Below are 14,968 nucleotides of genomic sequence, written 5' to 3' on the forward strand. Positions count from 1 at the left end.
CTCTATTCATCCATTTCCTGAACATTACCGTTGTTGATGTACGTATCATCCGGCTCATACGAATCCGCCAGATATACATTATCCACCTCTTCCGCGGCCTCAGCTTCTACTTCTGGCGTATTTACAGTTGAATCAGTTTCAAGAATAGAATCGACTACCTCCTTACCCATTCTAACTTCTAAATCCTCACTGAACTCATCATTAGTTAGCACAACAGGATGATCAAGCTTTGTGACTCCCACCAACTCATCCTTAATGGAATCATACTGCATGATTGTATCCAGCCCGTCATCACCGGTAGCATCAACTACCCGATAGGTGTAGCCATCTGCGCCATTCATCACTAACGTATCAATAACCCCATCAAGGTTGTAATCCAGCCCCATAACCCTTTGACCATTCATATATCCCTCAATGATAGTCGGATCCGGCTGGACAGTTTCCTGATCTGAAACCGCCGTAACATATGAAGCTGTTGGCACACTGTAGGGTTTGACAGGCAAGTGTTCCTGAGTAACCATCTCCGTAAATTCCAGACGTTGCTCTAATGAGAGGCTGCTCCATTCATCCTTTGAAAAAGTATTATACCAGCGTCCATGCCAGCTAAATACCCCCCCTACTCCAACTTGCTTAGAGGCAGTCTGAAAGGCATCATCAAATGACATTTCATCAGTGACCTGATCCGCCACATCAATATCAGAAGGTAAATTCAGTACGGTCGGATGAGATTCAGGGCTTTGTTCTTCATTAGAAGCTGATTCTGGGCCATTATCAGCCTTTCTGTTCGTAATTGCCCAGGCAGCCCCTCCTAGTAGCATAGTAGCCGCTGCAATTCCGAGCATTTTCTTTCGGTTATTGATCTTATTCGATTCGCTGTTGCTATTGCTAACTGGCTGAACCGCTGCATACGTGTCTGTTTGCAGATCTGTTTGATCGGATAATTGTGCCATGTTTTACATTAGTTTATGTTAACGGACAGCAGTTAATCGGATTGAAACAAAAAAGGTAAGTCAAAAAAGTTTATCAATTTACCCAGATAGCCTGGCAGCGACGGCAAGCCTTTTGCTGAGCAAGCAGATCCCATTCCCGGTTCACAAACGGATCACGACAGTTAGGATTAGGGCAGCGGTATTTATCTCGATATTCTTTATCAATAATTTCCAGCTTTTCCTCCGTAGATAAAAGAGTGGAACAGAGTGTAGGAACTAACATGCTTAAGCCAGCCCCCGACATAATTTGTAACAATGGAAACATAGTCCCTCCAGTAGCCAATGCAGCACTTACTCCTACAACAGAGGACAGAATCACACTGCCGGTACGAATCATCTTCTCGCGATTACGGCAATCTTTTCTCAGCTTTGGGTATTGTTCGAAAACCTGCCGGAGTTCAGCAAACTCCTGGGTAAAGCTAAGTTTAGTATCATTCCCCTTATGATCTGACTCCTTGGGTAATGGCTTTGCAGCTTCTGCGATTACTGGTTGAGGTAAGTTACTACTCAGCAAGTCCATCAATTGGTTAACTGTATAATCACTATCCGCTAACCGCAACTTATCCTCCGCACCAATCACTTTGCGAGTGATACGCATTCCGTTTACATATGTACCATTTTTACTATTGAGGTCTTCCAACACGTAGGTTGTGTTTGTACAATATATAAGTCGAGCATGCTGACCACTAATCTTACCATTAGCAATCACTATTGAGTTATTTGCCCCGCGACCAATAGTGTATGTAGGAAGCTTACTCAGTTGATCAATCCATTTCTCGAATTGATCATCGCTAGTGGATAGCACTGAAACAGACATATCGATTTAGAAGGGATCAACAAAACATATCAAACTAATTATTAACCTGCTACTAAGAAGTAATTTTTTGTTTCAGTTATAAGCTGAAAACTATCTCGGCTTAACAATTCAACAGTGCACCTCTTAATTAGCTGCTATATATACATCCTTAAACTACCTAATCGGATAAGTAAGCGTCTGTCAAAAGTTATGTAAACGCTCATCATATAGCACATAATTTATAGGTTTAGGGACAAATTTAACAAAACATAATATCAACGCTAAGTAATAGTAAAGTTACTTTGGCAAATGTGACCTTGAAATTGTGTAAGCGGCTATGTCGTGTTTTTTTTCCAAATCAGCATTCATGCTAAATCCGTAACAACTACTCTTCTCACAAATCCAGCGCCAGTTGCCCGTTCGCCGACGTAGTAGTAACAGTGTCCAGGTTCGAGATGGAGACGCCCAGCAGTCGGACGGGTTTTGGCAGGGGCAACAGGCCGGTGAGCAGGTCGGCGGTGATTTGTTGCAGGATGTTCCGGCTGGCTACGGTTGTCGGGAGGGTGCGGCTGCGGGTGATCTGCTGGAAGTCGGCGTACTTCACCTTCAGCGTTACCGTACGTCCATACACGCCGGTTCGCTCGCAGTACGCCCATACATCGTCGGTCAGCGGTTCCAGGCCAGTTAGCAGCTCCGACTCCTCGGTCAGGTCATGAGAAAAGGTGTTTTCCGAGCCCACCGACTTCCGGACGCGGTTGGCCGTTACGGGGCGGTCGTCGATCGCCCGCGCGATGGAATAATAGTGGTGGCCGACTTTGCCGAAGTGCCGGGTCAGAAAGGCTTCGGTCTGCTGGCGGAGATCCAGACCCGTGAAGATGCCCAACTGGTTCATCTTCTCGGCTGTAACGCGCCCCACGCCGTGAAACTGACCTACGTTCAGTTGCTCCACAAACGCCAGTCCCTGGTGCGGCTTGATCACAAACAGGCCGTCGGGTTTGCGGTAGTCGGAAGCCAGTTTCGCCAGAAACTTGTTGTACGACACCCCCGCCGAGGCCGTGAGCTGCGTTTCCTGCCGGATACGTTCCTTAATTTCCTGCGCGATCTGCGTAGCGGTCAGGTCCGCACTGGCCCGCTCGGTTACGTCGAGGTAGGCTTCGTCCAGCGACAGTGGTTCGATCAGGTCCGTGTAGTCGGCGAAAATGGTCCGAATCTGCGCCGATACGGTCTTATATACCTCAAAGCGGGGTTTGACAAAAATCAGGTGCGGGCATTTCCGGATGGCCATCAGTGACGACATGGCCGATCGCACACCGTACTGACGAGCCTCGTAGCTGGCAGCCGCTACGACGCCCCGCTCCCGCGATCCACCCACGGCCACGGGTTTACCCCGCAGGTCGGGATTGTCGCGCTGCTCCACGGATGCAAAGAAAGCATCCATGTCAACGTGAATGATTTTCCGTTGGGGTGCCGTTTCCACTTCACCAATCGCCTTAGTATACAACTGCAATATATACAACAAATTTGTATTATAACGGATAGATTATTGTAGAAACGCGGAATGCAAATTTTAATAGCATGATAATTGAATCGCCTGGTACGTGACCACCGGCTGCGTGCTATCGCCCCAAACCCCTGAAGGGGCTTAGCGCTGCTAAATATGATCTCCTGACATTAGCAGCGCTAAGCCCCTTCAGGGGTTTGGGGTAACATTGCTTATACCCCTAAATCGTATTTATACACGTCACTTCTTAATATATACTTAACCATTCCTTAACAGGCTTTCTAACGGGTAAGTGATAGTTTTGCGGCTAAATTTGGCGATTACGTCATTCTATAGGGTTTCGAGTTTACTCAATCAATGAAAAACAGGAAGGAACAGGTCGGGCGTCGGCGTTTCGTCGCGTCAATGGGTCTGCTTAGTATGACGGGGTTAGGGGCCGCCCCCAGGCTGGATGCTCAGCCAACACAGTCCGATGAGTCGCCTATTCTGAAAGTCGGCCCCTACCTCCAGGCACCCCGCCCTGATTCAATTACCATCCGCTGGATCACGACAGTTCCATCGTATAGCTGGGTCGAGTTCGGTGAAACGCCCGATCAACTGAGCCAGAAAGCCCACCGCGTTAACGCCGGTCTGGTCGAAGCCAACAACACAGTACAGGCCATTACGCTCCGAAACCTCCTTCCCGGCAAACAGTACGCCTATCGAATCTGCTCCAAAGCACTAACGGGTTTTGATCCATACAAGATTACCTACGGCGATACGTTCACCAGCGACGTCTTCACGTTTACGACGCCGAGTGCCGATGCCGACCGGGTCCGGTTTGTGGTGCTGAACGATATCCACGACCGCCCCGATTCATTCGCTCATTTGCTGCAACTACCCGAGTTGCCGGAGAAGGACTTCGTGTTCCTGAACGGCGATATGTTTGATTATCAGACAGACGAGGATCAGTTGGTCAATCACCTGCTCAAGCCCGTTACGTCGCTTTTCGCTACCCAGATTCCTTTTATCCTGTCCCGGGGCAACCATGAAACCCGGGGTAAATTTGCCCGGCAGTTGGTCAACTACTTCGACGGTCATGACCAACCGTTTTATTACTCATTCCGGCAGGGTCCCGTCTATGGCATCGTGCTGGATTCGGGGGAGGATAAGGCCGACGATACGCCCGTGTACGCCGGTATCGTGGATTTTGACCAGTACCGGCTGGAGCAGGCCGAGTGGCTGAAGCAGGAGGTTCGGAAGAAGGAGTTTCGGCAGGCTAAGTACCGGGTTGTTTTCAGCCATATCCCCCTCTTTTACTCCGGCGACTGGCACGGACCGATGCACTGCCGCAAGGTGTGGGGACCGATCCTGAACGATGCCAATATCGATCTGCTCATTTCGGGGCACACGCACAAATATGGTATTCACCCAGCCGTTAAAGGCGAGCATTCCTATCCGATTGTTATCGGCGGAGGTCCCCAGGCTGGTCGCCGGACCATCATCAGTGTTCAGGCCGATAAGGCAGCGCTGACCGTAACGATGCTCAACGATGCCGGTAAAACGGTCGGAAAGCTGACCGTGTGAAGGATTTCATGCCTAACCAGTCCGCCGGATCGGTTGGAGATCAACGACTATCTTAACGATTTCATAATCGTATATCCTGACGTTCCACACCAGCCGACCTTACTTTTGTATATCTATTCAGTAGAGTTGTAACTCAATGTTGACTAACCCGTAAGCAGTACCCAGGAGTCTCCTGCCCATAGCGACCTGAAGGCCTTCAGGCTCGTGTTAAATCCCCTTCAACGGATTTGTCTTATACCACGCCGATACGTGGTAAGGGATCGTTTTGCCTAATTTTTAACTAAAACATGCTTAAACCTCTAAACGCAACAGCAGCCCAGCCGACAAAGACAGGCATACGTCTGCTTTCCTGTGCCCTACTCGCGACTTTTGTGGGTACGTCAACCGTGGCGGTTAAGGCCGGCCCCGATCGGCCCGTGTCAAGTCAACTGGCTATTCAGGCCATATCGGTGCGGGGCAAGGTAGTGTCTTCGGAAAACAACGAGCCCCTGCCCGGCGTAAACGTAGTCGTTAAAGGCTCGCAGCGCGGTACCAACACCGACGCCAAAGGGCAGTTTGAACTCCTGGTTCCGGACAACAACGCCGTGCTGGTGTTCAGCTTTGTAGGCTATACGGCTCAGGAAGTACCGGTAGGTAACCAGACGCAGCTCAACGTTGTTCTGAAGCCCGATGATAAAGCCCTGAGCGAAGTAGTTGTGGTCGGCTACGGTACGCAGAAGAAGGTCAATCTGACGGGCGCGGTGTCGCAAGTACAGGCCAAAGACCTGGAAGATCGCCCCTTGAACAACCTCTCCCAAATCCTCCAGGGCACCGTTCCGAACCTGAACATTACCTTCGGGACCGGTCAGCCGGGCTCGGGCGGCAGCCTGAACGTCCGGGGTGAAACGTCGTTCAACGGGGGCGGCCCGCTGGTGCTCATCGACGGTGTTCCGGGCGATATTAACCGGATCAACCCGAACGACGTAGAAACCATCTCGGTGCTGAAAGATGCCGCGGCTTCGGCGATCTACGGAGCCCGGGGTGCGTTCGGCGTGGTGTTGGTGACGACCAAAACCGCCAAAAACGGCAAAACGACCATATCCTACACCAACAACTTCGGCTGGTCGACGCCGACGGTAAGCACCGACTTCCTGACCAACGGCTACGAACACGCCCGGCTCAACGACGAAGCGTTTCTGCGGGCAACCGGCAATACGTACACCCGCTACAGCGAGGAAGATTACAAGGAACTGGAAGCACGCCGGTACGATAAAACCGAAAACCCAGCCCGCCCCTGGACGGTCGTTAAAACCGTGAACGGCAAAGAAATCTACAACTACTACGGTAACTACGACTGGTGGAACACGCTGTTTAACATGACGCAGCCGTCTCGCCAGCATAACCTGAATCTTTCCGGCGGAACCGATAAAGTCAACTACTACCTCTCGGGGTCGCTTTATGAGAAAGATGGGATCATGCGGATCAACACGGATAAGTTTACCCAGTACACTCTGCGGAGCAAGATCAACGCGCAGTTGACGCCCTGGCTGAAAATCAGCAACAACACCCAGTACTTCGATTCAAAATACAAGTACCCCGGTCTGGAAGGTGGAGCTAACGCCAACTTTGTGGCGATCACGGTACACGCCCTGCCCGCCTATGCCCCCCGCAACCCGGACGGCACCGCTACGTACAATACGCTGAAAAACAACTATTCCATTGGCGACGGTCTGTTTGCCAACCTGCTCAAAGGCGTAGCGGGTGGCGAAAAGAAGGTGCACGAGCTAACCACGATCAACTCCGCAACGATTGATTTTACCAAGAACTGGAATCTGGTTGCCAACTATTCGTTCTCGTTCTACATCGCCGACGACTGGTACCGCTCGGCCGTAGCGCAGTACTCAATCCAACCCGGCATCCTGACCACGGTGCCCAACTACAACACGGACCAGTACCGGCAAACGATGTGGTTCGACCCCATGCACGCGACCAACGTCTATACCTCGTTTAATCAGACATTCGGCAAGCATTACCTCGGCGCAACGGCGGGGATCAACTACGAATCGAAGAAACACCAGCGCCTGTTCGGGGCCCGGAAGAATCTGCTGTCCGAGAGCCTGAACGACCTGAACCTGGGTACCGGCGAACAACTCTCGTCCGGCGATTCCTACCAGTACTCCCTGTTCGGAGCCTTCTTCCGGCTGAACTATGATTATGAAGGTCGGTACCTGCTCGAAGTGAACGGCCGCTACGATGGTACGTCGCGCTTTGGCGAGGGACGCCGGTATGGTCTTTTCCCATCCGTATCGGCGGGCTGGCGTGTCAGCGAGGAGTCGTTCTTTACGCCCCTGCGGAACGTCGTGAACAACCTCAAAATACGAGCTTCCTACGGAACGCTGGGGAACCAGTTGCCATCGAACACCAGTTCGGCCAGCTTCTACCCATACATCCCCATCATGCCCACGGCCCAGTCGAGCTGGATCAACAACGGGCAGAAACTGTACTACGTCGACAGCCCCAACCCCATTTCACCGAACCTGACCTGGGAGAAAGCGACTACGACGAACCTGGGTCTGGACGTTGATCTGCTGAAAAGCCGGCTGAACCTGGCGTTCGACGTGTACACCCGCAAAACTACGGACATGCTGGTACCGGGGCAGGTGCTGCCGGCCGTGTACGGCGCTACGGTACCCACCCAGAACGCGGGCGACCTGAAAACTACGGGTTTTGAACTGGCCATTGGCTGGCGGGACCGGGTTAAGGTGGCCGGAAAACCGCTCTCCTACAATGCTTCGTTTATTGTTTCCGACTCCAAGTCAACCGTAACCAAGTACGACAATCCGAACAAGATTCTGTCGAGCCGCTACGAAGGGCAGACCATTGGTGACATCTGGGGCTACTCGATCGATGGGTTCTTCCAGACCAATGAAGAAGCGCAGGCTTATACTGTCGATCAGACGGTTGTGAACCGGCAGCGCCTGAACGCTCCCGGCGACTGGAGCAAGCTGCAGGCCGGCGATCTGAAATTTATCGACCTCGACGGCAACGGCAAGATCGATCAGGGCGCCAATACGCTGACTGACCACGGCGACCTGCGGATCATCGGTAACAGCCGCGCCCGCTACCGCTACGGTATCAACCTTGGGGCGTCCTGGAATGGCTTCGACCTATCGGTACTGGCTCAGGGCATCTGGCGCAAACACTGGTATCCGGGCAACAACGCCGATAAGTTCTGGGGACCGTATTCGCGTCCGTACTACTCATTCATCCCGGCCAACTTCGCCGACGATGTCTGGACACCGGAAAATAGGGATGCCTACTTCCCGATTCTGCGCGGCTATACAGCCCTGAACAGCGGTGGTGACCTACAGGCCGTTAACGACCGCTACCTTCAGAATGTTGGCTACCTGCGCTTAAAGAACGTAGTGATCGGCTACACGATTCCGGAGACGCTGACCCGAAAGATTCGGGTACCGAGAGCCCGGGTGTACGTAAGCGGTGAAAACCTGCTGACCTACACGCCGTTGCGGACCAAGTATATCGATCCGGAGCAACTGGACGGCGACGCTACCAACGGGCGGACGTACCCCTTGTCGAAAACGATTTCTGCCGGCCTTACCGTCACGTTCTAATCCAACTTCAAGCTAGTCATTGACATGAAAAAAATAATCTGTTGCCTGGCCGTGGCCCTGGGGCTGACGGCCTGCGACCTGAATCTGGTCCCGCAGGACGCCATTTCGCCGGAAACTTTTTTCAAGACCGAAAACGACCTGCTGTTGTACACCAATTCGTTTTACAGTGCCCTCCCTTCCGCCGAGGATGTGTACAACGAAGACGTGGACAACGTAGTCAAAACCAGTTTACGCGACGAACTGCAGGGCACCCGGGTGGTTCCCACCAGCGGGGGCGGCTGGAGTTGGGGAACGCTACGTAATATCAACTATTTCCTGGCCAATTCCGGAAAGTGTCCCGATACCAAAGCCGTGGCCAAGTACAATGGACTGGCCCGCTTTTTCCGCGCCTACTTCTATTTCGGGATGGTCAAGCGGTTCGGGGATGTGCCCTGGTACTCGCACGTAATCGAGGTGACGGATCAGGATATGCTGACCAAAGCCCGCGACCCGCGGACGATGGTGATGGATTCCGTCATGGCCGACCTCAACTACGCCATCGCCAACCTCGACGGCTCCCGGCAGGTTAGCACCATTACCAAATGGACCGCCTTAGCCCTCAAATCACGCCTGGCTCTTTACGAAGGTACGTTCCGCAAATACCATCCTGAGTTTAGTCTGCCGAACGCGGACAAGTTTCTGGATGAGAGCATCGCGGCTTCGGAGGAGTTGATGAAAAGCAGCGGCTACACGATCTACAAAGCGACCCCGTCGACGGCCTATCAACGGCTGTTCTCGTCCGACAACGCCATTGCCGAGGAAGTGATTCTGGCGCGGGATTTCAGTGACGAGTTGCAGGTGTACCACAACCTGAACTATTACACCATGACGGCTTCGTACGGTCGGCCCGGCCTGGAAAAGAAGCTGGTGAACAGCTACCTGATGGCCGACGGTTCGCGCTTCACGGACATCAAGGGCTACGAAACCATGCAGTTTGCCGAGGAGGTTAAAAACCGCGACCCTCGCCTGTCGCAGACCATCCGGACACCCGGCTATACCCGCATCGGCGAAAACGCCCAGCTTGTTCCCGAATTTGGTGCTACGGTCACGGGCTACCAACTCATCAAATTCGTGTCGGCGCCCAAGTGGGATACGTTCAACAAGGATATTACGGACATGCCCATTTTCCGGTACGCCGAGGTTCTGCTGAACTTTGCAGAAGCCAAAGCCGAGCGAGGTACGTTGACCCAGGCGGACCTGGACCGCTCGATCAAACCGATCCGTGACCGGGTGGGTATGCCCAACATCAACCTGGCCGCTGCCAATGCGAATCCGGACCCGTATCAGGCGCAGCTATATACCCAGTTGAGAGGTGCCAATTCGGGCGTCATTCTGGAAATCCGTCGGGAACGGCGCATCGAGCTGGTCATGGAAAACTTCTTCCGCTGGGATGACATTATCCGCTGGAAAGAAGGCCAATTGCTGACCAAACAGTTTAAAGGCATGTATTTTCCGGGGCCGGGTAACTACGACCTGGACGGTAACGGCAAGGTCGATCTGGTGATTTACGAGGGCACCAAACCGACCGTACCGGGGGCACAGATCCTCAAACTGGGCAGCGAGATCGTGCTCGAAAACGGCAACAAAGGCGGCAACATTGTCGTGAACGGCCACATTGCCAAGAAGTTCAACGAAGCCCGGGATTATCTGTATCCGATTCCGCGGCAGGAGCGCCTGCTCAACCCCAACCTGACCCAGAACCCGAACTGGGAGTAAATTGGCTACAATGTCAACCGACAGCAGACCCGTTTGCCGGCAACAACCCGCAAACGGGTCTGCCATTATTCCCCCTATCTTCAGCGAATCATTACCCTATTTGTTATCAAACCCGTGAAAAAGTTTTTATCTGTTTGCTTACTGCTTATCTCCGTCTCGGTACAGGCAACTACCAGTCGCGTGTCATCATCTGATCAGCCGGCTGAACGCGCTCGTAAGCTGACCGTGATGACCTATAACATTCATCACTGCAATCCGCCCTCGGCGGGCACCACCATCGACGTAGCGGCCATTGCGCGCGTCATCAACAAGGCCAAACCGGACCTGGTAGCCCTTCAGGAAGTTGATGTTAACACGGAGCGCTCCGGCAAAGGCCTGAACCAGGCCAAGGAGCTGGCCCGCCAGACCGGGATGCAGTTCTTTTTCGCCAAAGCTATCGACCACCAGGGGGGCGATTATGGCGTAGCAGTCCTCTCCCGCTTTCCGATTATTGACTCAACCCGGCTTATTCTGCCAATCGACCCGGCCATTGGTGGCGAAACCCGGACGATTGCCGCTATTACGGTGGAGATCGCCAAAGGGAAACTAATCATCTTCGCCAGCACCCACCTCGATCTGAAAGAGCAAAACCGGCTCACCCAGGCCGACCAGATTGTCAATCTGTTCAAAACGTCCAACCTGCCCGTAGTTCTGGCGGGCGATTTTAATGCCCTGCCGGATAGTCAGGTGATGCAGTTGCTGGACCAGCATTTTACGCGCAGTTGCCAGAACTGCCAGCCGACCATTCCCGTTCGCAACCCGAACCGCGCCATTGATTTCATCATGTTCAGACCGACCAACGCCATGAAACCCCTCGCAACACGGGTCATTGACGAACAGTACGCGTCGGATCACCTGCCCGTCGTGGCTGAACTCAACGTATTGTGAGGCAATAGATAGGCTTAGTGCGGGTTTTAGCCATCGACGCGCCAGAACAAGCAGGTGCAGGTAAAGTAGGCCCTGACGGTTTTCAGTTGGTCGGATAGTTCGCCCGGATGGGAATCGGGCCTGGTTCCAGCAGAGACCGGTATGGGTAATGCTGCGTTCGCTCCCGGTATTCCTGCCGGATGGCCCGTTGCAGCGAAGGGTCCCGAACGTACGTATCAATGACTACGGCCAGGGTTTTAGCCGCATACAGCAAGCCTTTATGACCGATCGAATGACCCGTAAAGACGGTAGCCGGCCAGTCGTGCATGGGTACAAATGGCTGCGTGCAGACGGTAAAGTAGGCCTCCGGTGCCAGCCAACTGGCATCGCTAATATCACTGGCGTAGCCATTTAGCCCGTTGGGGACCGCCCGCTCCGTAAAGGGACGTAGCGGAGCGGACAGTTCCTGAACGGGCTGCTTCAAATAGGCCTGGAGCTGATTGGCGTAGGCAATTTCGTCGGGTGTATAGCGCAGATCCCCCAGCAGCACCATGGTATTGTGGACAAGTCGCATGGCTGTCCGGTTCGGGATAAATTCGTGCTTGGCCTGCAATACCCTTTTAGCATAAGTGACCTGCTGCGACTGGCTAAACTGGTCAGCAAAAGCCGAGAGACTGTCGAGTGCCTGTCGAATAACAGTCTGTCGGCTGCTTTGAACCCTGACCTGAACCGTTATGGTATCGGGTACCCAGCGCAGGTCGGTACCGGATGTTTTCAGGGTATAATGGATGCGGCAGGGAGCAGGAAGCGTTTCCCGCAAACGCCGGACGGCAGACAGCCAGTCCAAGGCAGCATCCAGCGCATTTTCGTTTGTTTCCGGCAGACGCATGGGCCGTTTACGACCCGTGAACTGAAACGCTACGTCTACCAAAGCATCCCAGCCACCGGGACTGGCCTGCGTTACCGGACTCGGATGCCAATACAGACTCAGATCTAGGTCGTTGAAATAGCCATCCCGCGCCAGGTACGTCTTGCCCCCCAGTCCGCCTTCTGCCGTCGTGCCGAAATACCGAACGGTACATTGAAGGCGGCCCTGATCAATCAGGTATTTAATGGCCAGTGCCGCACCCAGACTGCCCACCGCCAACAGGTTGTGTCCAGCCCCATGACCATACGGATTATCCGACCCAACCCGTCGGTACGGAACGGCCATGTTGGCGGCATTCGGGTCGGCGTCGTACTCCCCGTACAGCCCGATTATCGGTTTGCCCCGGCCATAGGTAGCGACGAACATGGTTGCCGCCCCGGCTGGATTCTCCTCGATTCGAAAGCCTTCCGAGCGCAGTATACTCGTAAGCAGCCGGACAGATTTAACCTCCTGAAAGGATGGCTCCGCGAGCGCCCACAGGGAATCACTGTACCGGTACAATCGTTCAGCGTTGTCGTCCAGAAAGCGCAGCAGTACCCGTTGCTCATCGCTTAGGGTCGGCTGCGCAACCAAAGGGACGTAGCAGCCGCTCAGCAGACAGGCCAGCCCCCATTGAACTAGTTTAGTTAACATTTGATAGTTGGTTAATACGCTTCGGGGAATGCATAGAGCCGGCAAGCTAATGACCCCGGCACCTGAAGGACGTGCGCAATCGCTGATATTATTCTTATTTTTAACTGATGCTACGCCCTACTCCCGTCGTTTTCCATGAGGAATGTTTTCCGAATTGATACCATTGAGGTCGACTGCTGGACGCTGGAATTAACCGGCCCGGACGGCGTCCGTCACAAGCTGGAGCCTAAGATCATCGCCCTGTTGCATTACCTGGCCACCCGCCAGGGAGAATTGGTTAGCAAAGATGAACTACTCCAACAGGTTTGGCCCGACGTCATCGTCAGCGATGATACCCTGCATCAGATCATTTCAAAAATCCGCCGACTGGCTTCCGAACGATTTCCTGGCCAGATCCGGATTGAAACCGTCAAAAAGCGCGGCTACCGGTTGACTTCACCCGTTGAATGGATAACCCATACACCCGAGTCGGATACGTTAGTCTCCCACCAGCCTGTTCTGGAGCCGGTTGAGCAGCCCGTCGGGTTGCAACCAGCCCGGCTTTTTCGGTATCCCTGGATGCTGGGTTTGCTTCTCGTCGCACTGGTCATAGGGGGAGGAGTCGCTTTGTGGGGGCGCGAGCAAGCTACTCCCGCCCGCCCTGAGATCATCACGGCCGTTTCGCTGCCGGGCGAAGAGTTATGGGCCGATGCTTCGTCCGACGGCACCCGTCTGGTATTTGCCAAAGATGGCTACGGCGCCCGGCACCCTGTAGGCAAATCCCTTTATGTGAGTTCATTTCCCGGTGGCGTTCCTATTCAGATTACTCACCCCGCCCCCGGTTGTAAAGACCTGTTTCCTGTATGGAGCCCGGACAATCGGTTTGTGTATTTTATCCGTATTCTCTCCGAAAGCTCCGCTGCTGTATGCCGTATGCCCGTTGATCGGTGGCAGGACGTTCAGCAGCTTTATCGCCTGGCGAGCCCTTACCTGATCGGCGTGGACATTCATCCCAACGGCAAAAGCATGGTGTACGCCTACCGGCTGAGCCCGGAACAGCCGTACCGGATCTATTCACTGGCGCTGGATACGTTTGTTGAAGAGCAGCTTTCCACCCCACCCGCCGGTGTTACCGGTGATATGTACCCCCGCTTCTCCCCGGATGGAACGCAGATTTCCTTTAAGCAGCAACTAACCGCAGGTAACGAACGCCTGTATACGCTTGAGCTTGCTAACCGGCAGGTTCGCCCCTTGACCCAGACTTACCCAGCCATTTCCGGCTCCAGTTGGCATTCCAACGGTCGTCGGGTAATTTTTGGCGCTTCACTGGCCGGGAAAAGCAACTTATGGTCGGTTGATGTACCGTTGGCATCGACGGACACGCCGGCCCTGATTCTCTCGACAGGCGCTAATTTGTTTAATCCAATCATCGCCGGACCGTGGCTTGTCTTTGAGCAATACGAAGCCGATCGCAATCTACAGCGCGTACCGCTCGGCCGACCTGAAGAAGCCCAGCACTTGTTCCCACACCAGCCCGGTCGGCAGTACGGCAAGGGACGCTTCCTGGACAACGGCCGAAGGGTAGTCTACGTCTCCAACGAGCATGACAGCCCGGAAGTCTGGATTCGTTCGACGACCGATGATTCGCCCCCGAAGCGACTGACTGATTTTCGGTGCCAATCGATCCGGCACCTCGCCATCTCACCTGATGAGCGTTGGGTAGTAATCGACGTTCAGGGTACGGTCGGCTCTTGCTTTGTACGGGTCCATCTGACCAGCGGGGCCGTCGATACACTGCTTGCTGATCGACAGTTGAATGCGTTTCCAACTTATCATCCTTCAGGACAATACCTGGTCTACAGTACACTCCGCCAGGGCCGCTGGGAGTTGTCCCGCCTATGGCTGGATAAAAAAAGAGAGTCCGAACCGTTAGGCGTCGAAGGCTTCGTCAGCCAGTTTTCTTCCGACGGGACGGAACTACTATTCACCGGCAAAGGCCGTTCGGGTTTGTGGAAAGTCCAGGTCGGGCAGTGGAAAGCGATAACGGCGGTGTGCCCCGATCTTTCTCCCCTCGACGAATCAGGCTGGGTACTGACGTCGACCGGTATTGTGCGCGTCCGGCGGACCACTCGGGGTGCTCAGCTTGTCTTAGATTCACCGAAGGCCAACCGTCGGCGGGTACTGCTGGATTCGCTGACCTACCTGCCCAACGACGGCCTTTGCTACGACGAAACCAGCCACCAGGTGTTGTTTACAGTTCCGCTGAATCCCCAGTCGGATCTGAAAGCCATCAGATTGTAGAAA

The 14,968-nt window shown here is 53.8% G+C and carries 9 protein-coding genes; 5 read left to right on the forward strand and 4 right to left on the reverse strand.

Translation table 11 applies throughout. From position 1 onward, the window contains the following. Nucleotides 1-2 precede the first annotated feature (2 nt). The 3 genes from BN8_RS14905 to dinB all read right to left on the reverse strand — a co-directional run bounded on the left by BN8_RS14905 (nucleotide 3) and on the right by dinB (nucleotide 3,223). Nucleotides 3-950, reverse strand: coding sequence for a hypothetical protein (locus tag BN8_RS14905; protein ID WP_009282736.1), 948 nt, complete (start codon nucleotides 948-950; stop codon nucleotides 3-5). Between the two features lie 73 nt (nucleotides 951-1,023). Further along, nucleotides 1,024-1,806, reverse strand: a complete 783-nt coding sequence (locus BN8_RS14910) for an FHA domain-containing protein (RefSeq protein ID WP_009282737.1) — start codon at nucleotides 1,804-1,806, stop codon at nucleotides 1,024-1,026. Between the two features lie 373 nt (nucleotides 1,807-2,179). Next, a complete protein-coding gene (gene dinB / locus BN8_RS14915; protein ID WP_229368015.1) occupies nucleotides 2,180-3,223 on the reverse strand; it encodes a DNA polymerase IV in 1,044 nt (347 codons plus the stop codon). Nucleotides 3,224-3,643: 420 nt separating this feature from the next. On the opposite strand from dinB, the gene BN8_RS14920 reads away from it, so the two are divergent. From BN8_RS14920 to BN8_RS14935, 4 genes are all read left to right on the forward strand, one after another. Next, entirely contained in the window at nucleotides 3,644-4,852 is a 1,209-nt protein-coding gene (locus BN8_RS14920) for a metallophosphoesterase family protein (RefSeq protein ID WP_040005833.1), read from the forward strand. A gap of 287 nt (nucleotides 4,853-5,139) precedes the next feature. Further along, nucleotides 5,140-8,463, forward strand: a complete 3,324-nt coding sequence (locus BN8_RS14925; protein WP_009282740.1) for a SusC/RagA family TonB-linked outer membrane protein — start codon at nucleotides 5,140-5,142, stop codon at nucleotides 8,461-8,463. 24 nt (nucleotides 8,464-8,487) lie between these two features. Continuing rightward, nucleotides 8,488-10,218 (forward strand): RagB/SusD family nutrient uptake outer membrane protein, encoded by a 1,731-nt coding sequence (locus BN8_RS14930; protein WP_009282741.1) that lies wholly within the window; start codon nucleotides 8,488-8,490, stop codon nucleotides 10,216-10,218. Nucleotides 10,219-10,332: 114 nt separating this feature from the next. Beyond that, a complete protein-coding gene (locus BN8_RS14935) occupies nucleotides 10,333-11,145 on the forward strand; it encodes an endonuclease/exonuclease/phosphatase family protein (protein ID WP_040006110.1) in 813 nt (270 codons plus the stop codon). 82 nt (nucleotides 11,146-11,227) lie between these two features. Here the strand turns inward: BN8_RS14935 and BN8_RS14940 are convergent, their stop codons facing one another. Then, nucleotides 11,228-12,685 carry a zinc-binding metallopeptidase family protein gene (locus BN8_RS14940; protein ID WP_009282743.1) on the reverse strand — a complete coding sequence of 486 codons (1,458 nt, stop codon included), beginning with the start codon at nucleotides 12,683-12,685 and terminating at the stop codon, nucleotides 11,228-11,230. 135 nt (nucleotides 12,686-12,820) lie between these two features. Here BN8_RS14940 and BN8_RS14945 point away from each other — a divergent pair, with 135 nt between their 5' ends. Beyond that, the gene (locus BN8_RS14945) at nucleotides 12,821-14,965 is read left to right on the forward strand and encodes a winged helix-turn-helix domain-containing protein (RefSeq protein ID WP_009282744.1); all 2,145 of its coding nucleotides are present in this window, start codon (nucleotides 12,821-12,823) and stop codon (nucleotides 14,963-14,965) included. Nucleotides 14,966-14,968 lie beyond the last annotated feature (3 nt).

It is taken from the genome of Fibrisoma limi BUZ 3 (assembly GCF_000296815.2).
Lineage (GTDB): Bacteria > Bacteroidota > Bacteroidia > Cytophagales > Spirosomataceae > Fibrisoma > Fibrisoma limi.